18 protein-coding genes are annotated in these 24171 nt (G+C 72.5%); 6 read left to right on the top strand and 12 right to left on the bottom strand.

Annotation, left to right across the window (positions count from 1 at the left end; translation table 11 throughout):
- Positions 1 to 15: 15 nt before the first annotated feature.
- From dprE1 to pgfA, 3 genes are all read right to left on the bottom strand, one after another.
- Complete coding sequence (gene dprE1, locus ACJOT3_RS13400) at positions 16 to 1386, bottom strand: FAD-binding oxidoreductase (protein WP_406972480.1); 1371 nt, start codon at positions 1384 to 1386, stop codon at positions 16 to 18.
- A 13-nt stretch (positions 1387 to 1399) separates the two neighbouring features.
- Complete coding sequence (locus ACJOT3_RS13395) at positions 1400 to 2338, bottom strand: decaprenyl-phosphate phosphoribosyltransferase (protein WP_406972478.1); 939 nt, start codon at positions 2336 to 2338, stop codon at positions 1400 to 1402.
- Positions 2339 to 2410: 72 nt separating this feature from the next.
- The gene (gene pgfA, locus ACJOT3_RS13390) at positions 2411 to 3334 is read right to left on the bottom strand and encodes a cell envelope lipid trafficking protein PgfA (RefSeq protein ID WP_406972476.1); all 924 of its coding nucleotides are present in this window, start codon (positions 3332 to 3334) and stop codon (positions 2411 to 2413) included.
- A gap of 171 nt (positions 3335 to 3505) precedes the next feature.
- On the opposite strand from pgfA, the gene ACJOT3_RS13385 reads away from it, so the two are divergent.
- Positions 3506 to 4831 carry an acyltransferase family protein gene (locus ACJOT3_RS13385; protein WP_406972474.1) on the top strand — a complete coding sequence of 442 codons (1326 nt, stop codon included), beginning with the start codon at positions 3506 to 3508 and terminating at the stop codon, positions 4829 to 4831.
- A gap of 81 nt (positions 4832 to 4912) precedes the next feature.
- Here ACJOT3_RS13385 and ACJOT3_RS13380 read toward each other — a convergent pair whose 3' ends face one another.
- Positions 4913 to 6958 carry a hypothetical protein gene (locus ACJOT3_RS13380; protein ID WP_406972472.1) on the bottom strand — a complete coding sequence of 682 codons (2046 nt, stop codon included), beginning with the start codon at positions 6956 to 6958 and terminating at the stop codon, positions 4913 to 4915.
- Between the two features lie 161 nt (positions 6959 to 7119).
- Here ACJOT3_RS13380 and ACJOT3_RS13375 point away from each other — a divergent pair, with 161 nt between their 5' ends.
- Positions 7120 to 7848, top strand: a complete 729-nt coding sequence (locus ACJOT3_RS13375; protein WP_406972470.1) for a class I SAM-dependent methyltransferase — start codon at positions 7120 to 7122, stop codon at positions 7846 to 7848.
- Positions 7849 to 7945: 97 nt separating this feature from the next.
- Entirely contained in the window at positions 7946 to 8728 is a 783-nt protein-coding gene (locus ACJOT3_RS13370; RefSeq protein WP_406972468.1) for a class I SAM-dependent methyltransferase, read from the top strand.
- On the opposite strand, the gene ACJOT3_RS13365 is transcribed toward ACJOT3_RS13370, so the two are convergent.
- From ACJOT3_RS13365 to ACJOT3_RS13355, 3 genes are all read right to left on the bottom strand, one after another.
- Positions 8702 to 9985, bottom strand: coding sequence for a hemolysin family protein (locus ACJOT3_RS13365; RefSeq protein WP_406972466.1), 1284 nt, complete (start codon positions 9983 to 9985; stop codon positions 8702 to 8704). The two genes, ACJOT3_RS13370 and ACJOT3_RS13365, sit on opposite strands and share 27 nt — an antisense overlap.
- Positions 9986 to 10139: 154 nt before the next feature.
- A complete protein-coding gene (gene ligD / locus ACJOT3_RS13360) occupies positions 10140 to 11000 on the bottom strand; it encodes a non-homologous end-joining DNA ligase (protein WP_406972464.1) in 861 nt (286 codons plus the stop codon).
- Positions 11001 to 11961: 961 nt separating this feature from the next.
- A complete protein-coding gene (locus ACJOT3_RS13355) occupies positions 11962 to 13680 on the bottom strand; it encodes a RelA/SpoT family protein (RefSeq protein WP_406972462.1) in 1719 nt (572 codons plus the stop codon).
- Here ACJOT3_RS13355 and ACJOT3_RS13350 point away from each other — a divergent pair.
- The 3 genes from ACJOT3_RS13350 (at position 13577) to ACJOT3_RS13340 (ending at position 17781) form a co-directional block, all read left to right on the top strand.
- Positions 13577 to 14419 carry an ATP-binding protein gene (locus ACJOT3_RS13350; RefSeq protein ID WP_406972460.1) on the top strand — a complete coding sequence of 281 codons (843 nt, stop codon included), beginning with the start codon at positions 13577 to 13579 and terminating at the stop codon, positions 14417 to 14419. The two genes, ACJOT3_RS13355 and ACJOT3_RS13350, sit on opposite strands and share 104 nt — an antisense overlap.
- Before the next feature lie 243 nt (positions 14420 to 14662).
- On the top strand, positions 14663 to 15733 hold the full coding sequence (locus ACJOT3_RS13345; RefSeq protein ID WP_406972458.1) for a TAXI family TRAP transporter solute-binding subunit: 1071 nt from the start codon (positions 14663 to 14665) through the stop codon (positions 15731 to 15733).
- On the top strand, positions 15730 to 17781 hold the full coding sequence (locus ACJOT3_RS13340; RefSeq protein ID WP_406972456.1) for a TRAP transporter fused permease subunit: 2052 nt from the start codon (positions 15730 to 15732) through the stop codon (positions 17779 to 17781). Before ACJOT3_RS13345 ends, ACJOT3_RS13340 begins: the two co-directional genes overlap by 4 nt.
- Before the next feature lie 97 nt (positions 17782 to 17878).
- On the opposite strand, the gene ACJOT3_RS13335 is transcribed toward ACJOT3_RS13340, so the two are convergent.
- The 5 genes from ACJOT3_RS13335 to ACJOT3_RS13315 all read right to left on the bottom strand — a co-directional run.
- Positions 17879 to 18823, bottom strand: coding sequence for an electron transfer flavoprotein subunit alpha/FixB family protein (locus ACJOT3_RS13335; RefSeq protein ID WP_406972453.1), 945 nt, complete (start codon positions 18821 to 18823; stop codon positions 17879 to 17881).
- Between the two features lie 33 nt (positions 18824 to 18856).
- The gene (locus tag ACJOT3_RS13330; protein WP_306365913.1) at positions 18857 to 19636 is read right to left on the bottom strand and encodes an electron transfer flavoprotein subunit beta/FixA family protein; all 780 of its coding nucleotides are present in this window, start codon (positions 19634 to 19636) and stop codon (positions 18857 to 18859) included.
- A 406-nt stretch (positions 19637 to 20042) separates the two neighbouring features.
- Positions 20043 to 22475, bottom strand: coding sequence for a protein kinase domain-containing protein (locus ACJOT3_RS13325; RefSeq protein WP_406972451.1), 2433 nt, complete (start codon positions 22473 to 22475; stop codon positions 20043 to 20045).
- A 465-nt stretch (positions 22476 to 22940) separates the two neighbouring features.
- Positions 22941 to 23729: an enoyl-CoA hydratase/isomerase family protein gene (locus tag ACJOT3_RS13320; protein WP_406972506.1), complete on the bottom strand. Its 789-nt coding sequence runs from the start codon at positions 23727 to 23729 to the stop codon at positions 22941 to 22943.
- Positions 23730 to 23787: 58 nt separating this feature from the next.
- A partial coding sequence (locus tag ACJOT3_RS13315) for an energy-coupling factor transporter transmembrane component T (RefSeq protein WP_406972449.1) occupies positions 23788 to 24171 on the bottom strand: 384 nt, incomplete at its 5' end.

The following is a 24171-nucleotide window of genomic DNA, read 5'->3' as shown; positions in this document are numbered from 1 at the left end:
ACGACGAACGAAATGTCAGAGCAGCCGCAGGCGGCGGGCCAGGTCGGAGACGAGCACCCCGTCGGGGTCCACCCGCTCCCGCACCTTGCGCCACGCGGGCAGGTCGGGGTACATGGCGTGGATCGTCTCCGCGTCGGCCCGGCCGTCCTTGGCCAGGTAGAGGCGGCCGCCCGCGGCCAGCAGGAGCTCGTCGAAGCGGCGCAGCATCCGGCCCAGCCCCGGCAGGTCGGCGGGCAGGTCCACGGCCAGCGTCCACCCGGGCCGGGGGAACGACAGGTGGCCGCCGGTACCCTCGCCCAGCCGCTTGAGCACGGTCAGGAACGACGGCGCGCCCGCCCGGGACAGCCCCTCCATGATCCGGACCAGGGTGTCCTCGGCCCCCAGCGGCACCACGAACTGGTACTGCACCAGCCCGCCCGGCCCGTACATCCGGTTCCAGCCGCGGACGGCGTCCAGCGGGTGGAAGAACCCGGCGACGGGCTGGGCCTCCCCGCGCCTGCGCCGCGGCGCGGCGCCCCGGTACACGGTGTTGAACGCGCCCACCGTCCAGGAGTTGAGCAGCCCCGGCGGCACCCACGGCGGGGCGGCCAGCGGGCTGCCCGCGCGGTGGCGCAGCGGGTCGCGGCGCAGGGCGGGCGGCAGGTCGCGCAGGCCCGCGTGGTCGCCGCGGGTCAGCACCCCGCGGCCCATCGCGCTCCCCTTGGCGAGCAGGTCCACCCAGCACACCGTGTACCGGTGGTCGGCGTCGGTGCGCGCCATCAGGTCCAGGGTGGCGTCCAGGGAGTCGGTGCGGTCGGTGTCCACCCGCACGTAGGAGGTCTGCACCGGCAGCACGGCCAGGGTCGCCTCGGTGATGACCCCGGTCAGCCCCATCCCGCCCAGGGTCGCCCGGAACAGCTCGGCGTCCCCACCGCCGGGGGTGAGCGTCAGTGCCTCCCCGGTGGGCGCGGCCAGGGTCAGGGAGCGCACGTGCGCGCCCAGCGAGGAGTCGACGTGGTGGTTCTTGCCGTGCACGTCGGCGGCGATCGCCCCGCCCACGGTGACCTGCCGCGTTCCGGGGGTGACCGGCACGAAGTACCCGCGTTTGAGCAAGTGGGCGATGAGCCAGTCGAAGGACACCCCGGCCGGGACGGTGACCTCGCCGCGTTCGGTGTCCAGCCGGATCGGGCCGGTCAGCTCGGTGCAGTCCAGGACGGTGCCCCCGGCCGCCTGGGCGGCGTCGCCGTAGGAGCGGCCCAGGCCGCGGGCGAGCACCCCGCGCGGGCCCGCGCCGGCCAGGGCCTCGGCGACCTGCGCGGCGGTGCGGGGGCGCACGACGCGGGCGGCGGTCGGCGCGGTGCGGCCCCACCCGGTGAGGAGCACGGGGCGTTCCGGCTGCGGAGCCACGACGGGGTCCCCCTTAGAGGTAGATGCCCAGCGCCACCAGGAGGGCGAGGGCGACGAGGATGACCTGGAGGGGGCGGTCGCGCAGGGCGATCTCCTCCGGCTCCTCGCCCACGCCCCGGTCCACCAGCAGGTTGTAGCGCAGGACGAACATGATGAACGGAACGATACTGCCCACGTGGAACAGGTTCTGCGCGCCGCCGCCCTGCTCCAGCGCCCACAGGCAGTAGGTGACGATCATCGCCGCCGACGCCATGGTGCGGGTCTGGGACAGGTAGGTGGGGGTGTAGGCGCGCAGGGTGGCCCGGACCGGGCCGCCCGGGTCGCCCTCGCCCAGGGCGCGCAGCTCGGCCTCGCGTTTGCCGACCACGACCAGCAGCGCCGCCAGGGACACCACGATGACGAACCAGGAGGTCAGCGGGACGCCGACGGCGACGCCCCCGGCGACCGCGCGCAGCACGTGGCAGGCGGCGACCGCGACCAGGTCGCAGATCGCGATGTCCTTGAGGTAGCGGGTGTAGGCGAGGGTGAGCAGGACGTACCCGGTGAGGACGCCGGTGAGCAGGGGCCGGCCCAGGGCGAGAGAGGCCGCCGGGGCCAGCACGCACAGGGTGATCCCCACGGCCAGCGCCAGGGGCACCGGGACCAGCCCGGCCGCGATGGGGCGGTGGCGTTTGCGCTCGTGGGCGCGGTCGCGTTCGACGTCGCGGACGTCGTTGAGCAGGTAGGTGCCGCTCGCCGCCGCGCAGAACAGCGCGAAGACCGCCGCGCACAGCAGCAGGGAGCGCGGTTCGGTCAGCGCCCCGGCGGCCGCCGGGGCGGCCAGGACCAGCAGGTTCTTGAGCCACTGGCGCGGGCGGCAGGCCCGCACCAGGGCGAAGGGCAGGGTGTCCCGCACGCGGCGGTCGCCGGGCGGGGTCCCCCCGGTCCCGGTCCCCGGCACCACCGACGTCATGCGTTCACCCTCCCGGCCGCGGGAACGGCCCCGCCCCGCCGGTCGCGGCGGGGACGGGGTCGTGCGGGACCTTCAGTTGTGGTGGGCACGGGGTCGGCCGGTGAGGTACAGGACGACTCCGATCGCGACGAAGCCGATGCCGACGATGAGGGCGGCGAGCGGGATCGTCGTGTGGATCAGCGGCAGCATGGTGCGGCCCTGCTCGGAGTTGGCGACGGCCTGCTGGATCGACTCCTCGTCGAAGACCAGCTCGGCGTCGAGCAGGGTCAGGACCTCCTGGCCGTCCGCGACGACAACGCGGTTCTGGTCCTCGCTGACCTTGAGCGGGGAGCCGGTGGTCGGCTCGATCCAGTAGGTGCGGGTGATGGAGAAGACCTCGTCGCCGGTCACGTCGCCGTCGCCCTCCAGCCCGGCGACCGAGCGCGGCAGGGTGCGCTCGCCGATGACCGCGCCGTCGACGACCTGCTCGAAGCGGTAGACCTCGACGCCCTCGACCTCTTCGACGCCCTTGAACTCCATCGGGACGATCTCCCGGGTGGTCGTCTCGAAGAAGTCGTAGTCGCGCTGCTCGGTGAAGAAGGGGAACTTCCACAGCTGGCCGCTCTGGACGGTGGACTCCTCGTTCACCATCGCGTCACAGCAGTCGACGGCCTCGCCGGTGACCCGGTCGTGGCCGGCGCGGCGGCTGGTGGAGGTGATGCCGAAGTCGGTGTCGGCGTCCTTCAGCCACGTGAACTGGTCCCAGACCACCACCTCGTCGGTGCTGGAGGCCACGTCGGCGCGGATGGTGGAGTGCGCCTCCAGGGTCGCGTTCTCGACGAGTTCGACCTCCTCGATGTTGAAGTAGGTCGCGCCCTCGGCGACGTTGGTGGTCTCGCTGTAGTAGGTCAGGGGGGTCTTCATCAGGGAGCTGGACACCCAGGTGCGCATGAGGGGTGCAACGGCGAGGAAGAAGACTCCAAACCCGATGAGAACGACCGCTATGGCACGGCGCATTTGCCCTCCTGGGCGATGTGAGTCTGGATCTGGAACGGGCTTCAGTGGAACTAGCTTCAGTTCCGGGTAGAGTACTGCCCAGTAGTGAACGACGTCACCAGGGCGTGTCTGAATTTTTATAACACGTTCTAGTGGACCGTGTTCCGACTCCACCCCGTCCTGGAAGGCCCCATGGCGCCCACTCCCTCCGCGCCCGAGGACCCCACCGGCACCCCCTCCGGCGGCGCGCGCACCTCCACCGCGGTCCCCGACCCCGCCCGGCTGCTGCCGCAGGTCGACGGCCGCCACGAGACCCTCGACGGCATCCGTGCCGTGGCCGCCCTCATGGTCCTGGTCTTCCACGTGGCCACCGAGACCGGCGACTCGCTGGCCCCGGGCGTGTTCGGCGGCGTGCTGTCGGCGTTCGACCTGGCGGTGCCGCTGTTCTTCACGCTGTCCGGGGTGCTGCTGTACCGCCCCTGGGCGCGGGCCGTCCTGGACGGGACGCGCGGCCCCTCCTCCCGCACCTACCTGTGGCGCCGGATCGTGCGCGTGTTCCCCGCCTACTGGGTGGTGGCCCTGGCCGCGCTGCTGCTCTACTCGCGCGAGCACCTGGACTCGCCGCGGTACTGGCTGGAGGTCATGACCCTCGCCTTCCCGTTCAACACCGACCCGTCGTGGGTGGGCACCGGCCCCTACGGCCTGGGGCAGATGTGGAGCCTGTCCGTCGAGGTGAGCTTCTACCTGCTGCTGCCGGTGTTCGCCCTGCTGCTGTCGCTGTGGGCCCGGCGCGGCCGCACCCCCGACGCCCGGGGCCGCCGCCTGCTGTGGGGCCTGGGCGTCATGGCGCTGCTGGGGTTCGCCGCGCTGGTGCCCCAGTTCTTTCCCGAGCCGCGCCACTACATGCACGCCTGGCTGCCGCGCACGCTGGGCATGTTCGCCGGCGGGATGGCGCTGGCCGTGCTGTCGGAGTGGGCCCGGCGCGAATCCGGCCCCGACGGCCCGGTGCGCCGCTTCTGCCGCACCGTCGCCGCCTCCCCCGGGGTGTGCTGGCTGGCCGCGGGCGGGTTCTTCGCCCTGGCCGCCACCGACGCCACCGGCGGGCGGTTCATCGGCGCGGGCGACGTGTGGAGCTCGGCGTTCTCCTCGGCGGCCGACATCGGCTTCGCGTTCCTGATCGTCGCCCCCGCCGCGCTGGCCCCCCGCCCGGTGGGCCCGCCGCCCCCGCTGCGCTCGGCCGAGGCCTGGCGCGGGGGCCGGTGGCTGGAGGCGCTGCTGCGGCACCGGGTGTGCCAGTACCTGGCCAAGGTGTCCTACGGGGTGTTCCTGTGGCAGTTCCTGGCGCTGTACCTGTGGCGCGACTTCACCGGGCAGGAGATCTTCACCGGCTCGTTCTGGCTGGACATGGTGCCGGTGACGGTCGCGACGGTGCTGCTGGCCGCCGCCACGTACCGGTGGGTGGAGGAGCCGTCCCGGCGCTGGTCGCGCCGGTACTTCCGGGAGCCCCGCCGGGGCTGAGGGCCCGGAGGTTCGGGGGTCCGGGGGTCCGGGGTCCGGAGGTCCGGGGATCTGGAGGTTCGAATCCGAGGATGTCGCGGGTCAGCCCTCGTCCGCGGTGTCTTCGGCGGGCTCCGCGGCCTCCTCCTGGGAGAGCGGGATCGGATGCCCGCCCTCGGCGTCCGGGGCCAGCTTGCCGATGGCCACCGCCGTCATGCACAGGGCGTCCCCGTCGGTGAGCAGGGAGAGCCGGTCCCCCTCCTGGGGCACCGGCAGGTGCCAGAACCCGCCGTCGGGGGCCGCCGGCAGCACCGCCTCGATCCAGCCGCCGCCCACCGACACCACCAGCTGGGTGTCGGTGTCCGAGGTGTAGGCGAGCGTCGCCACCTGCTCGGGGCCGCCCAGCGCCAGCGCCGGCCAGGACACCGCGCCCTCCAGCGTCCCCAGGCACCCGTCCTCGGGACCGGGCACGAACGTGCTGCTGAACAGGGTGTGCTCGCCCGGGACCAGGGTCCCCTCGTCGTCGAACACGTACGCCGCGGGCCCCTGCTCCGGCTGCGCGAACCGGTCCCCGTCACCGCCCGGGGCCAGCGGCGGCAGCACGTGGGAGGTGAGCCGCAGGTTGCCGTTCCAGTCCAGGACCACGTCCTCCGGGACCGGCCGCGGGTAGAACGCGCCCTCCTCCGGCAGGTCGGCCATGGAGGCGCGCACGTTGTCCATGTACGCGCGCAGCCGGTCCCCGTTCAGCGTTCCGGCGTAGGTGTAGGTGGAGTACAGGGCGCCCGCCGCGTAGCCGACCGTCAGCACCGCGGCCGCCACCGCCCGGTTGCGCCGGGCCCGGCGGCCGGGGGCGGCGCGTGTGGTGAGCGGGGCCCCGGCCGTGGAGACCGACTCCCGGGCGCGCTGCTCGCGCACCACCAGGAAGGCCAGCGCCAGGCACAGGGCGAAGATCAGCGCCGCGTCGGCCACGTACCGGGGGTCGGCCCCGGCCAGGCCGTGCCCGCGCCCGCGCGCGATCACCGTCGGGATCGCGTCCACGAACACCAGGTAGCCCAGCAGCAGCGCCCACGCCCGCCAGGCGCGCCCGCGCAGCCACAGGCTGCTCAGGATGATCGCCAGCCACATCACGCCCGCGCCCAGCACCACGAACCCGCGCGGCTCGACCAGCCCGCCCGCCGGGGTGATGAGCGCCCACTCGAAGGGGCCGCCCAGCGCGCCCACCGGGAACACCTGCCCCAGCATGCGGCGCACCAGCTCGGTGGCCGCCTCCGCCTCGGGCACGCCCGCGCCCTCGGTGCCGCTGCCGCCGTTCTGGCTGGCCACGTACAGGACCAGGTAGCCCGCGGTCATGGCGGTCATCGCGACCCAGAACGCGCGGTGCGCGCGGAACGCCCGCACCGCACCCGCGAAGAGGTTGCCCGGGTACAGGAACGCGACGGCGAACACGAACAGCAGCGAGGGCAGGAACAGCGCCTTCACCGAGAAGAACATGCCGAAGACCACCGCGGCCATCGTCCACCAGCCGTACCGGGGGTCGCCGGTGCGGACGTAGCGGACCGTCCACAGCAGGGAGAGCAGGATGGCCAGCTGGAACGGCACCGCGTTCAGCGCCGCCGCCCACCAGCCCAGCACCGGGATGGTGAGCGGGGCCAGCGCGTACACCGAGAACGGGATCAGCAGCGCCCAGCGGCGGCCGAACAGCTCCCACATCAGCCGCAGGAACGTCAGCAGCGCCAGGGTCTGGAGCACCAGCATCACCCCGGCGCTCACCCACCAGTTGTACGGCCAGAAGGCCGTCTGGAGGTAGACCAGGAACATCGCCCCGGGCATGAAGTGGCCCTTGTGCAGGGAGAACAGGTAGTCCGGGGTGAGGTCGGTGGCGTAGGCGGCGCCGAAGAAGAGGAAGTCGTCCTCGACGAAGTAGGACGCGTTCAGCACGTAGACCTTGGCGGCCAGCGCCACCAGCAGCACCGCCATCGCCGCGCGGAACACGGCGTCGCGGGAGACCGCCCGCAGCGCGCGCAGGGACTCCGCGGCCAGTGCGCCGATGCCGGGACCCTCGTCCTCGGGCTCCTCGACCGGGCGGCGTACCCTGACCTCGACCTCCGGTTCCCGATCCGGACCGGTCGTGGGGGTGGTGGACGGCATCGGTACTCTCCCCGCCGCTGGTTGGCCAAGCCGGAAAACGGATGCCAGAATACAACAGGTTCCAGTTTCAGCCCTCGCTGTTGACACTGGTCTTTCCGCTCGGAATGCTCCGAACGGGAACTTGATTCAGAACGGCCCCTGCGGCCCCTGGAGGTGATGTGGTGGGACTCGAACAGGTCCGCCGCGACTGGACCCGGCTGGGGGCCACCGAACCCCTGTGGGCGGTGTGCGTCGACCCCGCCAAGCGCGACGGCGGCTGGGACGACGACGAGTTCCTCGCCTCCGGCCGCGCCGCCATCGACCCGGCGGTGGCCCGCCTGGACGAGCTGGGGCTGCGGCCCGAGGGCGGCCGGGTGCTCGACTTCGGCTGCGGCGCGGGGCGGCTGTCCAACGCGCTGTCCGCGCACTTCGACCGGGTGGTGGGCGTCGACATCTCCGCGCCCATGCTGGAGGAGGCGCGGCGGCTGGACCGCTCCGGCGGGCGCATCGAGTTCGTGCTCAACGAGCGGCCCGACCTGTCGCTGTTCGAGGACGACTCCTTCGACCTCGTCTACACCGACCTGGTGCTCCAGCACCTGCCCCCCGACCTGGCCGAGGGGTACGTGCGCGAGTTCGCCCGGGTCGTGCGGCCCGGCGGGGCCATGGTGCTGGGCGTCCCCGACAGCGAGCGCCGCACCTTCAAGGGGCTGGTGTTCCGGTACGCGCCCTGGCCCCTGGTGGCCTGGGCGCAGAAGACGCTGCTGCGCTACCCGGCGCCGATGCGGATGCACACGCTGGGCACCGCGCGGCTGGCCGAACTGCTGCCGCAGGCGGACATCGCCGCCTCCGACGAGTACTGGGGCGGCGACCACTGGCGGCACCTGCGCCACTACGTGGCGGTACACGGATGACGGGCTTCCGGCACCGGACACCGGAGACCGGAGGCCGGGACGGCGGTACACGGATGACAGGCTTCCGGACACCAGAGGCCGGGACGGCGGTACGCGGATGACAGGCTTTCGGACACCGGAGACCGGAACGGCGGTGCGCCCCGACGGCACGGTGCCGTTCCGCGCCACGCTGGGCCGGTCGGTCGCCCTGTTCTCCGCGTTCCGCAAGGAGCAGACCGACCCCGCGTTCTTCTACGGGACGCTCGCCCGCGACACCGTCGCCCAGCTGCGCTCCTACACGCCGCTGGACGGCAGACTGGTCGTGGACGTGGGCGGCGGGCCCGGGTACTTCGCCGACGCGCTGCGCGACTGCGGCGCCCGCTGCCTGTGCATCGACTCCGACGCCCACGAGATGACCCTGCACGGGCGGGAGGCCGACGCGTTCGCCCTCCAGGGCAGCGCGCTGGACCTGCCGCTGCGCACCGGGTCGGTGGACGTGTGCTTCTCCTCCAACGTGCTGGAGCACGTCCCGGACCGGGTGCGCATGGCCGACGAGATGGTGCGGGTCACCCGGCCGGGCGGACTCGTGTACCTGTCGTACACGCTGTGGCTCTCCCCCTGGGGCGGCCACGAGACCTCGCCCTGGCACTACCTCGGCGGCCGGTACGCCGCCGAGCGGTTCACCCGCCGCAACGGCCGCCGCCCCAAGAACGACTTCGGCCGCACCATGTACGCCGCCCACGCCGGCGAGATGCTGCGCTGGGCGCGCGGCCGCACCGACGTCGACGCCGTGGACATCCGGCCCCGCTACCTGCCGACCTGGATCAAGCCCGTCGTGCACGTGCCGGGCCTGCGCGAGGTCGTCACCTGGAACCTACTCCTGGTGCTGCGCAAGCGTTGACGGCTCCAGCACCAGGCTGGTGATCACCCGGCCGTCGGCCGCCTCCACCGTCGCGGTCCACCCGCCCAGCTCGACCCGCTCACCCGGACCCTCCGGGATGTGGCCGAGCAGGACCAGCACCATCCCGGCGACCGTCACGTAGGGGCCCTCCGGCGGGTCCGTGACCTCCACCCCCAGCAGCGGCAGGTCGTGCACCGGGTAGGTGCCCGGGACGCGCAGCGCGCCGCCGTCCAGCCGGGCCACCCCGGGGTCCTCGTCCGTCTCGTCGACGATGTCGCCGACGATCTCCTCCAGCAGGTCCTCCATACAGACGATCCCGCCGACCTCCCCGGCCTCACCGATGACCACGGCCAGCTGGCGGCGTTCGGCGGTCATCCGGCGCAGCGCCTCCGACACCGACAGGGAGTCCGGCAGCAGCGGGGCCTCCCGGGCCAGGTCGGCGACGTCGGTGTCGCCGTGGTCGATCAGGTCGCTCCAGTGGACCACCCCCAGGACGTCGTCGACGTCCCCGGCGGCGAACACCGGGGCCCGCGAGTGGCCGCGTTCGACGAGCATCCGCAGGGCGTCCCGCGCGGTGGTGCCGGCGGTGACCGCGTCGACCTCCGGGCGCGGGACCAGCACCCGGCGGACCTTGCGCTCGCGGATCTCGAACGCGCCGGAGAGGATGTGGCGCTGCTCGGGGGTGATGTCGCCGTGCGAGACGATCATCTCCCGCAGCTCCTCCTCGCTGACCTGCTCGCGCTCGGCGTCGGGGTCGCCGCCGAACAGCCGCACCACGAGGTTCGTGGACACGCCCAGCAGCCACACGACGGGGCGGGAGAGGGTGGCCAGCAGGTCCAGCGGGCGGGCCACCATGACCGCCCAGGTCTCGGCGCGCTGCATGGCGATGCGCTTGGGGGCGAGCTCGCCCAGCACCAGCGTGACGAACGTGAGGAGGACGGTGACGAGGACGATCGCGACCGGGGTGGCGTAGGAGCCGAGGAAGCTCAGTGGCTCGACCAGCGGGGCGGAGAGTGTGACGGCGGCGGTCGCGGAGGCGAGGAAGCCGGCGAGCGTGATGAAGACCTGGATCGTCGCCAGGAAGCGGTTGGGGTCCCGGGCCAGCCGGGCCACCGCCCGGCCTCCCGGACCGGCCGCCTCCAACCGGCGGATCTGGCCCTCCCGCAGGGTGACCAGGGCGATCTCGCTACCGGCGAACAGGGCGTTCACCACGACCAAGACCAGCACGAGGCCGATCTGGGCCCCGTAGCCCTCCATGGGGTGCTCCCGTGGGTCGGTTGTGTTGGGGATGGGGGTGTTCCCCGAAACCTCAGGTGTCACACGTTTTGGGGGGCATGGTTACACCGGTGCTGGTACCGGTACCGGACCGGGTTCGGGGGTGGGGTGCGGGGGGCGGGGGGTGGGGGGCGGGTCACAGCGGTACCCGCTTCGGGGAGCGGGCGTGCCGGTGCATCCCCTGGAAGGGGCACTCATCCCGCTCCAGGTCCATGCCGAAGTCGCGCGCCGAGGCGAGGCCGTCCAGCTCCTCCCAGAACAGCGGTGCGGCGACCGGGCCGCCCTCGCGCACCCGCACCGAGTACGGGGCGACGGCCAGCTGCTCCCGGCCGTTGCGCAGGTAGTCCACGAACAGTCGGCCCTCACGCTTGTTCTTGCGCACCTCGGTGGTCCGTTCCCCGGGAGCGCGGTCCGCCACCCGCTCGGCCAGGAGCTCGGCCAGGTTCCGGATCTCCTGGTCGTCCAGTTCCGGGCGCAGCGGTGAGCGGACGTGCAGGCCCCGGGAGCCGGTGGTCATCACGTAGGCGGCCAGGCCCGCCTCCTCCAGCACCTCCCGCGCGTCCCACGCCGCGGCCTTGCAGGCCGCGAACCCCTCCGGCCCGGTCGGGTCCAGGTCCAGCACCAGCAGGTCGGGGCGTCCCAGGTCCGGTTCCCGTGACTGCCAGGCGTGCAGGGTGATCGCGGCTTGGTCGGCGCACCACACCAGCGCCGCCGCGTCGCGGGCCTCCATCATCGTCCCGCCGCCGGTCTCCAGGGTGCGCACCCAGTCGGGCACCGACGGGTGCTTGACGAAGAACCCGGGCCCGTCCACCCCGTCGGGGTAGCGTTCGAGTGCCACCGGCCGCCCCCGCAGGTGCGGCAGCATCAGTGGTGCGATCCGCACGTAGTAGCGGGCCAGGTCCTCCTTGCTGCGGCCGCCCTTCCCGAACAGCTCCTTGCCCGGCCGCCGCACTTCCACCACCCGGCGCCCGGCCCGGATCCTCACAGCGTCCACCACGGCACTCACCTCCTCGGAGCCCACTACCCGAAAACCTCTGGCATTCGCCTGGGCTGTTGCGGTGGGGGGTGGGGAGGGCGGGTGGGGGCGGGTGGGGGCGGGGTTTCACCCTCTGGGGCCGGGGTTGTGGTTCTTCCTCCGGACACCCCCTGTGGCGGGGAGGGCGATCGGGGCCGGGGTTTCACCCTCTGGGGCCGGGGTTGTGGTTCTTCCTCCCGACACCCCCTGTGGCGGGGAGGGCGATCGGGGCCGGGGTTTCACCCTCTGGGGCCGGGGTTGTGGTTCTTCCTCCCGACACCCCCTGCGGCGGGGAGGGCAGTGGAAGCGGGGGTTACCCCGTCTGTGGTCGGGCTTTCAAGCGAGGTCTGTGCAACCGCGGCTTCACAGTCGGAGCGTCTTTCCGTGGACCTGTGTGGCCGGGGATGTGCGCTGTGCCCCGACCCGTCCCCTGAAAACACCCCCACCACCCCGGACGTGAGTCCAACGCGTACGCCTCTGTGGTCTGCCGGACCTCGTACCGTGGGGACGGCTCCGCGCCCAGCCCGGGTCTGTACGTTCCCAAACGGTGACCCGTGGAGACCAACGCGACCGAGACCGGCCCCCTACACCGCCCTCCGCAGATGGTTGCCGTTCTGGAAACCTGCTCTTGCTGTCTCACCCCCCGGGGCCCGGGCCCCGTCCCGCTCTACCGACACCCCCTGCGGCCGGGGCGGGAGGCCTCGTGCGGCCGTCACCCCCTGCGGCGAGGGTGGTCAGGGATGTGGCCGGGTTGGGGCTGGGGACTCGGGTAGGTGGGAAACCCCCTGGGGTAGGGGAAGCGCTACGTCCTCCGGCTGGGGCTGGGGGCGGAGGAACCGATTCCTTCTTCGGGCTGTATCTGGGCCCCGGACAGGTGGCCTTTGGTCCCCACAGCGTTAACACCGCACCCGTCTGCTGGCCCGGGGGCACCGGCGTCTGTCGTCTAGGGCTGTGGGTCGTCGTCCGTGGGGCGGGGCAGCATGTCCGCGGGGTCGATCTGTCCGTAGCCCGTGGCCACGTAGAACTCCTCCAGCGTGGCGTAGCCCGCCCGTCGGGCCACGCTGATCATGTCCCCCGACGACTCCGCCTCGATCAGGCTCCGGTCGCCGCCCATGAACTCCGCCACCGCGCGCCGGCCCGCGACCTCGGTGCGCTCCCGGTCCCGGGTGCGGTGCCAGGCCCCGATCGCCACCCGGGCCTTGCCGGTGCGGGCCGAGTCCAGCCACGCCCGATCCGGGCCCGGCTCGGCCTTGGTGATGATCTGGACGGTGTCCCCCTCGCGGACCTGGGCGCTGGGCAGCGCCAGTCGCCCGTTGACCGTCGCCGCCGAGAACCGGTCGCCGATGTCGTTGTCCAGGGCGTAGGCCACGTCCACCGGGGTGGACCCCTCGGGCAGGGTGAGGATGCCGCCGTCCACGGTGAGCACCGTGATGCTGTCCGCGAGGTCGGTGCGCACCCCCTCCAGCAGCTCCTCCGCCGAGGCGCCCTCCTGCCAGCGCAGCAGGCGGGTCAGCCACTCCGGGTCGGTGGTGCCCCCGGCGCTCAGCCGCCCGTCGCGGCCGGTGTTCTCATGGATCTCGGCGATGATCCCGTACTCCGACACCTGCTGGGCGCGGTTGTCGCAGATGATGATCTGCACCCGGTGCCCGGTGTCGGTGAGCACGGTCGTGTGCAGCGCCCGGTACAGGTTGTACTTGGGTGAGGCGATGAAGTCGCGGAACTTCGCGGGGGCCGGCTGCCACCTGCCGTGCACCGCCCCCAGTGCCAGGTAGGCGTTGCGCTCCTCGCCGCGGACCACCACCAGGTACCGCACGGTCGCCTGCGGGTCCAGCGTGGCGAGCGGGGCCCCGGAGTGGAACACCGACGCCAGGTGGCGCGGCCGGACCTCCACGTCCGCCTTGACCCGGAACGCCGCCAGGCTGTCGCGCAGCGCCCCCGTCAGCGCCTCGGTCTCCGGCTTCGCCCGGTCCCGCACCAGCGCGGCGCACTCGCGGGTGCGCTCGAACTCCTCGGTCTCCAGGTACTCGAAACACAGGTCTTCGAGCTCCCGTTTGAGCTTGTACACGCCCAGCCGCTCGGCCAGCGGGATGAGCAGCTCCCGGGTGCCTTTGGCGATCTTCACCCGTTTGTGCGGCGGCTGGAACTGCAGGGTGCGCAGGTTGTGGACCCGGTCGGCGAGCTTGATCAGCAGGACCCGGAGGTCGTCGCGGGCGGCGACGACCATCTTGCGGAAGGTCTCCCCGGCGGCGGCGCTGCCGTACATCGACCGGTCGACCTTGGTGACCCCGTCGACCATGACGCCCACCTCGGTGCCGAACTCCGCGGCGAGGTGGGCGAGGCTGAACGGGGTGTCCTCCACGGTGTCGTGCAGGAGTGCGGCGACGAGGGTGGCGGTGTCCAGGCCGAGCTCGGCGAGGATGGTGGCGACGGCCAGGGGGTGGATGATGAACGGCTCGCCGCTCTTGCGCTTCTGCTCCCGGTGCAGGTGGTCGGCGACGGCGTAGGCGCGCGCCAGCAGCGCGGTGTCGGCCTTGGGGTACCAGCGCAGGTGCTCCGCGATGAGGGGTTCGGCCTCGCTCGCGGGGCGGGTGGTGGCCTTGGCCTGGTTGAGCCCGCGCCACCACTCGGTGGAGGCCGTCACATCCACATCGGAAGCACCCATATGGACCCCTTCCCATCGCACTGCGGACCGGGTATTCCGACAAGACTACTTATCCCCGGGCACCTCCGACCCACGAACCCCGCAACCCGTCCCGGTCGCGGGACCCGCCCCGCACGCAAACCCCGTTCCTCCCCGACTCGCGACCCCGGCGGACACCCCATGGGTCACCAAGGTCACATCGAGCACCGGATCCCCATCCGCCCCGGTCACGGCCCCGCGACGGATTACCGTCGGTGTTCCGACGTCCCTCGGCCCGTCCCCCCTGGAGCCCCAGGCCCGCAACGCCCTGCCCGCACCGGCCACCGGCTTCAGTGGCCGCGAACGCGAGGTGGCCGAGCTGCTGGAGGCCGTCGACCCGCGCAAGGACGGAGACGCGGGCGGGGTCCTGGTCTCGGCCGTCTCGGGCATGGGCGGCGTCGGCAAGACCGCCCTGACCGTGGTCGTCGGGAACCGGGCGGTGGAGCCGGGGTGGTTCTCCGGCGCCCTCTTCGTCGACCTGCGCGGCTACTCCCCCGACCCGGTCACCCCGGACCAGGCACTGGAGTCGCTGCTGCTCGGCCTGGGCGACGCGTACGACGAGGCCAAGGCCTGGCACAACCTCGGCATCACCCTCGCCGCGACCGGAGACGAGGACGGGGCGGTCGAGGCGTGGGAGAGGGCGCTGGCCCTCTACGAGCAGACCGGGGAGTCCCGCCACCGCGCCGAGGTCCGCGCCCGGATCGCCGCTCTCCGGGCGTGACCGCCCGCGAACCCGGGATGTTCGAGGATGGCCGCATGGGGAATGTGGTACACACCACAGTCACTCCGCCGACCCCCCCACCGCCGTACCCGGGCCGTTCCTCCGGCCCCGGGCGGCACCCGCGCACCTCCGTGCGCTCCCGCGCCGTGCGCGCGTCGCACGCAGCACCACCTCCGACCGGGGCGGCCGCCTGCCCCCGCCGCCTCCGCCCACCCCCCGTTCCCGGGCCACGAGGAGATGTCGTTGAACCCCCCACGCCGTAACCCCGGCCTCACCCGCACCACCCCGCACCCCCTGCGCGCCTGCACCGCCCTGGCCGCCTCCGCCGTCCTGCTCCTGACCGCCTGCGGCGAGGGCGGTGGCGGCGGCACCTCCCTGCGCTGGGTGACCTCCGACGTCGGCTCCTACGGATACCGCGTGTCCAGCTTCATCGCCGACTTCCTCAACCGCGACCTGCCCGAGGGCACCATCGTCACCGTCCACCCCTACCCCGACACCACCGCCGACATGAAGGCCGTCATGGACGGCGAGGCCGACATCGCCTACACCGCCGACGTCGGCATGCTCGACTTCGTCAACGGCGGCGACGCCTGGCAGGGCTACGAGCCCGGGGTCGGCGAGCTCGTCCACACCTTCTACGCCTATCCCATGGAGTCGTTCGTGGTCACCGACACCGCGAACGCCGCCGACCTCTCCTCCTGGGCCGACCTGGACGGCGAACCCGGCTTCTACACCCCCGCCGGGTACATGAACTGGCTCAACTACCAGCGCGTCTTCGACACCCTCGGCTACGAGTTCAACCACGTCGAGATCGACTCCTCGGCCGTCGCCGACTCCCTCCAGGGCGGCTCCATCGTCTCCGCGGGCGCCTACACCACCGCCGGTTCCTCGCTGCCCACCTACTGGCAGGAGGGCGAGCTGACCATCGACCTGGCCCCGGTCCAGCTCTCCGACGCCGAGGTGGGGACCATCGAGGCGGCGGGCCTGGAGGTCGTCACGGTCGACCCGTCCAACGCGTTCACCCAGGACCTGGGCACCGACGCGATCCGCGCCGTCCCCATCTTGTTCGGCTTCAACGTCCGCGCCGACATGGACGAGGAGCTGGTGCTGGCCATCCTGGAGAGCCTGGAGGGCCGGGTGGAGGAGCTGGTCCGGCTGGACCCGGGCTTCACCCCGCTCGCCGACGACTTCGTGGGCACCCAGACCGGCGCGATCTCCGCCGTCCCGGACGTGCCGGTCCACCCGGGCCTGGCCGCGTTCCTCCGGGAGCGCGGGGCCTGGGACGACTCCTGGACCATCGCGGAGACCCCGTGAGCACCACGGAGCCCGCCGCCCCGCCCCCGGAACGCCGGTGGTTCACCGCCGCGAACCTCTACCTGGTCGTCGCGGCCGTCCTGCTCCTGTCCCTGCTCGCCTACTTCGCCACCGGCCACGGCGGCGCCCGCTGGCTCGCCACCCGCCTGCTGCCGGTGGCGATCGTGCTGTGGGCGCTGCGCGCCTACCTCGACGGCGGCCCCTACCCCTGGTTCGCCGTGCGGTTCGGCGAGCGCACCGGTCGGAGCGTCAACCGCGCCTTCACCGTCCTCTACAGCCTCATCGCCCTGACCGCCCTGGCCTACTTCTGGTCCGAGTACGACGCCCTCACCCTGCTGCGCTCGGGCTCGTACACCACCCTGGACCTGGTCATGGGCTCCCTGGTGCTGCTGCTGGTCTTCGAGATCTCCCGCACCGCGCACTTCGTGCTGTTCGTGGTCAACCTCGTCCTGGTGGCGTACGCGCTGTGGGGCTCGTACCTGCCCATGGGCTCGTTCTTCTGGCACCCGGGCGCCTCCCTGGAGCGCATCGTCACCTCCTCCACCGTGGAGTTCTCCACGGGGGTCTTCGGCGGCTACACCCAGATGGCGCTCACCCTGATCGCCGCGTTCCTGCTGCTGGCCGCGGTCGCCCGCGGGTTCGGCGGCCAGGAGGCGATCATGCTCACCATGCAGCGGCTGGTGGGTCAGCGCAGGCGCACCGTGCCGCTGACCACGGTGCTGGCGTCGGTGTCGGTGGGCATGGTCACCGGCAGCGCGGCCGCCAACGCCGCGGTGACCGGCGGCTTCACCATCCCGCTGATGAAACGCCACGGCCTGCGCGGCAGGCAGGCGAGCGCGGTGGAGACGGCCGCGTCCATGGGCGGGCTGATGCTGCCGCCGCTGATGGCGGTGGCGGGCTTCATCATGGCCGACATCCTCCAGGTGCCCTACTGGGAGGTGGCGCTGCGCGGGTTCGGGATCTCGGCGGTCTACTTCGTCACGCTCAGCCTGGCGGTGTACCTGCTGAGCGTGCGCCGCCTGGCGGCCGGGCACGTGCCGCCGCCGGTGGTGGGCGTGGTCCGCCACGTCAAGACCGGCCTGTTCTTCGGGGCGGTGATCGCGCTGATCCTGCTGCTGGGCGTGGCCGGGTTCGGGGAGATGCGCGCGGCCCTGTACGCCGCGACGCTGCTGTTCTCCGCGATGCTCCTGTTCCACTTCGTCCAGCGGTACCTGCTGCGCGACACCGCGGAACGGCGGAGCCTGGCACGGGACCTGCGGGTCACGGTGGAGACGTTCGCCGAGCTCACCTGGTACCTGGTGATCCTCATGGCGACCCTGGGCATCATGATCGGGCTGTTCACCCTCACCGGGTTCATCCTGCGCATGGGGTCGCTGATGCTGGACCTGGCCTCGTGGAGCATCGTGCTCACGGTGCTGACGGCGTTCCTGTTCGGCTGGCTGGTGGGCACCGGCCTGCCGCCGACCGCCACCTACATCATCGTGGCGGTGGTGGTGGTCCAGCCGCTGGTGGAGTGGGGCATCGACCCGTGGGTGGCGCACTTCTTCGCGTTCATGCTGGCGATCTGGGGCGAGCTGTCGCCGCCGACATCGCTGACGGCCGCGGTGGCCTCGCGCATCGCGGACGCCTCGTTCATGGCGACGATGTGGGAGGCGCTCAAGCTGTGCCTGCCGATCGTGCTGGTGACCTTCGGCATCTTCGTCCGGACCGACGCGGTGGTCACCACGGGGTGGGCCCAGATCGGGGACGTCGCGCTGCTGACCCTGGGCTGCCTGGCGATGACCTTCGCGGCCATGGGGCACTACCATCCGCGCCGGGCGGTGGACGTGCCGCTGCGGGTGCTGGTGGCGCTGTGCGGCGCGGTGGTGCTGTTCCTGCCCGGCGGCGGGCTCGCCCTGGGCGCGCTGTCCGTGCCCGGAACCCTGCTGTGGGCGGCGGCCGCGGCCACCGTGGCCCTGCTGCTCCTGGGCCTGTGGCGCTGCTCGGGCGAACGGGCTGTCAGCGAGGGCGCCACGGGGGAGGTGGAGTCCGCGCCCGTCGCGGCCTGAGCCACCCCCGTCCGCGCGCGAACGCCCGGCCAGGACCCTGGCCGGGCGTTCGGGGTCGCGGAGCGCGGCGCCGGTGGTCCGCACGGACCACCCGCGACTACTTGCGCTTCTTGATCTCCTCGGTCAGCTGCGGGGCGACGGTGTGCAGGTCGCCCACGACACCGAAGTCCACCAGCTCGAAGATCGGCGCCTCGGGGTCCTTGTTGACCGCGACGATGTTCTTCGAGGTCTGCATGCCGGCCCGGTGCTGGATCGCGCCGGAGATGCCCAGGGCGACGTACAGGTTCGGGCTGACCGTCTTACCGGTCTGGCCGACCTGGAACTGGTTCGGGTACCAGCCGGAGTCGACGGCGGCGCGGGAGGCGCCGACGGCGGCACCGAGCGAGTCCGCGAGGTTCTCGACGACGGTGAAGTCGTCGGAGCCCACGCCGCGGCCGCCGGAGACCACGATGGCGGCCTCGGTCAGCTCGGGGCGCTCGCCCTGCTCCTGGACGACGCGCTCGACGACCTTGGCGGTCTTGGCGGCGTCCGACAGCTCGACGGTGACGGCCTCCTCGGCGGCGGCACCGGCGGCGGCCACGGGCGGCACGGAGTTCGGGCGGACCGCGACGACCGGGACACCGGTCTTGACGCGGGCGTGGGTGACGGTGGCGCCACCGAAGATGCTGTGCTCGGTGACCAGGTCGGCGTTGACGTCGACCACGTCGGTGAGCACGCCCGAGCCCAGCTTGACGGCGGTGCGGCCGGCGATCTCCTTGTTCTCGGCGGTGGCCGAGACGAGGATGGCGGCGGCGCCCTTGTCCTGGGCGAGCTTGGCGAGCAGCTCGGCCTTGGGCGCGACGACGTAGTCGTTGAGCTCGGCCGGAGCGACGTAGACCTTCTCGGCGCCGAACTCGGCCAGCGCGGCCTTGCCCGACTCCACACCCTCGCCGACCCAGACCGCGGCGGGCTCGCCGATGCGGCGCGCGGCGGTGAGCAGCTCGGTGGTGACCTTCTTGACCTGTCCGTCGACGTGGTCGACGAGGACGAGGACCTCAGCCATAATCCTTGAACCTTCCTGAGTCTCTCGCCTGACCTACACGAACTTCTTCTCGGCGAGGAAGTCGGCGATCTTCACGCCGCCGTCGCCCTCGTCCTTGACGATCGTGCCCGCGGCGCGCGGCGGCGCGGCTGCGAAGTCGACGGTCTCGGTGGTGGCGTTGGCCAGTCCGACCTTGGCGGTGTCGATGCCGGCGTCGGCCGCGGACTTCTTGTCCACCGGCTTCTTCTTCGCCTGCATGATCAGCTTGAAGGACGGGTAGCGCGGCTCGTTGATCTTCTCCACGACGGAGACGACGGCGGGCAGCTGCGCCTCGACGACGTCGTAGCCGTAGTCGGTCTGCCGCTGGATCTTGATGGCGCCGCCGTCCACGTCGACCTTGCCGGCCAGCGTGAGCTGGGGCAGGCCGAGGTACTCGGCGAGCGCGGCGCCGACGACGCCGGTGCGGGCGTCGGTGGACTCCGAGCCCAGGACGACCAGGTCGAACTCCAGGGTGCCCAGGGCCTGCGCGAGCGCGTAGGCGGTCTGGAGGGAGTCCGAGCCGTGGAGGGCGTCGTCGTTGACGAAGACGGCCTTGTCGGCGCCCATGGACAGGGCCTTGCGGATCGAGTCCGTGGCCTGGTCCGGTCCCATCGTCAGGATGGTGACCTCGCCGCCGTGCTTCTCCTTGAGCAGGAGGGCTTCCTCGATCGCGTACTCGTCGAGCTCGTTGACGACGCCGTCGGACGCTGCGCGGTCCAGCGTGTTGTCGGCGGCGTTGAGCTTCCGTTCGGTCGCCGTGTCCGGGACCTGCTTGACCAAAACGACAATATTCATGGCCGGTGGCCGACCTCCCTGCACTCCATGATCCGCCGTGCGGCGGTCGGACGCTGGCGCGCCCCGTATGCCAACAATGTCGAACGACGTTCGGTCATCCGACGGCGGGTCCGGTCTTTCCGGTCGATCGGCCCCGCGGTGTGCTCATAGTCCAGATGTTACTGGCTAGTAGCTTGAAGGCCAACCCGCGGCCCCCGTTTTTACTTAGGAAACCCTAACCACTACTGGTGGCGCCGGTTCCCACGGCCCCGCCCTGCGGCGGACCACCACTGCCGGGGCCCTGCTGGCAGGGGCCCCGAACCCCTTCTCACACCTTAGTCACCGCCCGGTCCGACACCGTCGGCGCACCGCCCCCGAACATCAGGGCGCCCCCGCTCCGAGGAGGAGCGGGGGCGCCCTGGACGCGTCAGTTGCCGAACCAGTCGGCCGGGCCCTGGAGCGGCCCCAGCCGCCAGTCCGGCGCGGAGCCGAAGCCGAACGACAGGATGAGCATCGTCAGCAGCACCACGGCGACGATCACGCCGATGTACACGTACAGGTTGCGGAACCGGACCCGCTCGGTCAGCCACACGGCCTGGTGCCGGGCCTGGCGGCCGCTGGGCATCAGGTAGCTGAGCAGCATCGTCACGAACACCGCGAACCCGCCGATGTAGTTGGGCCCCTCGTTCGCGGTGTCCACGATCTGGGCGTAGACCAAGCCCAGGAGGATGCCCGCCACCAGGTACACCAGGCCGAACCCCACCGTGCGCAGCAGCATCCGGCCGAACGCCCACGGGAAGCTGAGCGCCACCACCACGCTGTCGGAGTTGCGCGGGCCGCGCGTCTGGAGCCGCTTGGCGTGCTCGGCCTTGACCACGTCCAGCGCGCTCAGCCCGGCGATGACCAGGATGCCCAGGAGAATGCCGATCCACGGGAACACCAGGCCCAGCCCGGCCAGCGTCAGCACCACCGGGATGAGGATCAGCGGGTGCATCTGGTACACCCGCTCCTCGTACTCGCCCTCCTCGTCCTCGTAGAGGGAGTCGTACTCGTCGTACTCGCCGGTGTCGCTGTCGCCCCGGAAGTAGCCGCCCATCCGGTCGTTGCCGCCGCGCCGGAAGCGGTCCAGCCAGCCGCTCTGCTCCTCGTAGTCGTCCTCGTCGAACTCCTGCGTGTGGTTGCCGCGCCCGCTGCCGTCGTCGACCGGGGTCAGGATGTCCGAGAAGTCGCCCTTGTGCAGCGGCGTGTTGAAGAACTGCGTCTGCGGGGCCTGGTACTGCTCCTGCGGCTCGTCGTAGGGCTCCTCGTAGTCGAGGGGGGAGCGCCCGCCGCCCCGGCCCGCCTCGCGCGGGTCGAGCATCATCGTGCCCTGCGGGTCGCCGGCGTCGCCCGCCGGGTCGATCCGCATCGTGCCCTCGTCGTCGTCGTCGGCGGGGACCGGGTCGAAGCGCCGCGTGCCCGCGTCGTCGGCCAGCGGGTTGATCCGCATCGTGCCCTGCGGGTCGTCCAGCTCGTCGGCCCTGTGCGGGGCGATCCGCTCCGTGCCCCGGTCGCCCGGGTCCTCGTAGCGGTTCGGCGCGATGCGCTCGGTGCCCCGGTCCTCCAGCGCGCCCGGGGCGATCCGCTCGGTGCCGATCCCGCCCAGGTCGTCGGTGGCGTCGTCCTCCCAGCCGCGGTCGCGGCCGCCGGAGAGGTCGTTGGTGGGCTCCTCGTCGCCCCAGCCGCCCGACTCCGAACGCGACTCCCGGCGCTGGTCGCCCGGCGCGGACCAGGCGCTGGCGGTGGGGTTGGGGCCGCTGTTCCAGCCCTCGCCCCCGCCCTGCGTCATCCGGCTGGCCAGGTACCCGGCCGCGCCGCCCAGCGCGGCACCGCCCAGGGCCGCGCCCGCACCGCCCGCGCCACCGGAACCGCCCGCGGCACCCGCGGCACCCGCGCCGCCGCCCAGGTCTGCGGCGGGACGGCCGGAGCCGGAGTCGGCCCCGGGCACCGGCGAGTGGTAGACGGTGTGGTTGCCCGTCAGCCCCGACGGCTTGGCGCCGGGGTCCTCGGTCCAGGGCAGGTCGAGGTTGAGCGCCCCGGCCTCGGCCACCAGCTCGGAGGCGGTGGGCCGGCGGCGCATGTCGCGGGAGACGGCGCGCGAGACCAGCGGCCGCAGCGCCTCGTGCATCCCGTCCATGTCGATCTCGCCGTTGAGGATCCGGAAGAAGATCACCTCGAAGGCGCCCGCGCCGTAGGGCGGGCGGCCGGTGGAGGCGAAGGCGACCGTGCCGCCCCAGGCGTGGATGTCGGTGGCCGGCCCCAGCGCGGTGCCCTCGATGACCTCCGGCGAGAGGTAGCTGGGCGTGCCGACGAAGGTGCCGGTCTGGGTGAGCTTGGCGCCGTCGACGGCGTGCGCGATGCCGAAGTCGATGACGATCGGCTCGCCGTTGGAGATGATGACGTTGCCGGGCTTGAGGTCGCGGTGGATGACGTCGACCGCGTGGATGTCCTTGATGGCCCGGGCCAGGCCGGTGATGAACCGGGTGAGCGCGCGCCCGCGCAGCGGCCCGTGGTCGGTGACGGTGGCGTCCAGGGTGGGACCGGGGATGTACTCGGTGACCACCCAGGGCAGCTCGGCGTCGATGTTGGCGTCGATGACCTCGGCCACGTTGGGGCTCTGCACCCGGCGCATCGTCTCGACCTCGCGGGCGAGCCGGGCGCGAGCGATGCGGTCGCCGGCGACCTCGGGCTTGAGGACCTTCACCGCGACGAACTGCTGGGTCCGGGGATCTTCGGCCTGGTACACCACGCCCATGCCGCCCGATCCGATGCGGCGGCGGATCACGTAGTGGCCGATGCGCTCCGGCAGCTCCTCACCCATGGGGAAACCTGCCGACATTGCCATCGAGTACTCATCCCCTCAAAAGACCGCATAACCGCCACGTCCAGCTTATCGGCCGGGGGAATGGGTCACCATTGGCTTGTACGAGCCCCGACGGGGCCTTGTGGTCTGCTCGGCGCCGCCGGGAAGTCTGGGGGCTCCGGCGGTCGGTCCCTCATCGTCGACGACCACCACCGAGTATGACGGAAAATCCGGGCGGGCGGTTCCCCCCGGCCTGCCCGAACTGGCCGGTTTCGGACTCCGGGGTGAGCGTTTCGGTCCCTGTGAACCCGTCCCGCCCACCCCGCCGGCCCGTGTTCCTTTGGACCTCCGCTCCGCTTCGGTCCGTGCTCGGCGCCCTTTGAGGGCGGGAACCTTCGGCCCCTCCGTCGAAGTCCTCGTTCCTCGGACTTCTCCTCCAGGGCCTCCAGAACCCCGCCGGCGCCTCGCCGAACCCGCCGCGGATCAGCGGCCGTTGAAGGTGGCCTTGCCCGGGCCCTGCTCGATGAAGCTGCGCATGCCGGTCTTCTGGTCCTCGGTGGCGAACAGCCCGGCGAAGTGCAGGCGCTCGATCTCCAGCCCGGTGTCCAGGTCGGTCTCCAGGCCGCGGTCCACGCTCTCCTTGGCGGCGGCCAGCGCCACCGCGGGGCCGTCGGCGAAGCGGGCGACGAACGCCACGGCCTCGGCGTAGACGTCCTCGTCGGCGACGACCGCGTCGGCCAGGCCGATCTCCTTCGCCTCGGCGGCGTCCACGTGGCGGCCGCTGAAGATCAGCTCCTTGGCGCGGGCCGGGCCGATGAGCCGGGGCAGCCGCTGGGTGCCGCCCGCCCCGGGGATCACGCCGAGCTGGATCTCGGGGACGCCCAGCTTGGCCTTGCTCCCCACCACCCGGAAGTCGGCGGCCAGCGCCAGCTCCAGGCCGCCGCCCAGGGCGTAGCCGGTGACGGCAGCGACCACGGGCTTGGGGATGCGCGCCACCGCGGTCAGCGCGCCCTGGAGGTTGCGGGCGTACTCCAGCATCTCCGCGTGGGTGCGCTCGGCCATCTCCTTGATGTCGGCCCCCGCCACGAAGAACCGCTCGCCGCCGTAGACCACGACCGCGCGGGCCGCCGGGTCGGCGGCGACCCGCGCGGCGGCCTCGGCGATCTCGGCCGTCAGCACCGCGTTGAGCGCGTTCACCTTGGGTCGGTCCAGCCGGATCACGGCGACCGCCGGGTGCTCGGGGTCGGTCTCCACGCGCACGAACTCGGCCACGTGCCCCACCTCTTCCTCGTTCTTCGACGTCACTGTCCCAGGATTCCTACCACCCGGGTCACGAGAACAGCAGCACCAGGGTGCCCAGCCGCGCGGACAGCGTGTAGGCGGCGGCCAGCAGCAGCAGCGCGCCGACCGGCAGCAGCGTGTCGGCGGTGGTCCAGCGGCTGCGCCGGGCGTGGCTGCGCGGCCCGGTGCCGAAGCCGCGGGCGTCCATGGCGGTGGCCATGAGCGTCCCGGTGCGGATGGCCCGCACCAGGAGCGCGAACATCCGCCCGAAGAACAGCGACACCATCCGCGCCGGGTTGCGGCCCGCCTCCAGCCCGCGGGCCCGCCGGGCCAGGGTGATGGTGCGCCACTGGTCGGCGAGCAGCGGCAGCAGCCGCAGCGCGGCGAGCACGCCCATGGCCGGGCGTTCGGGCACCTTCAGCTTCTGCACCAG

The organism is Nocardiopsis protaetiae (assembly GCF_045446735.1).
Classification (GTDB): Bacteria; Actinomycetota; Actinomycetes; order Streptosporangiales; family Streptosporangiaceae; genus Nocardiopsis; species Nocardiopsis protaetiae.
The sequence above is the reverse complement of the archived record's forward strand: the minus strand, read 5'-3'. Positions and strand labels throughout refer to the sequence as shown.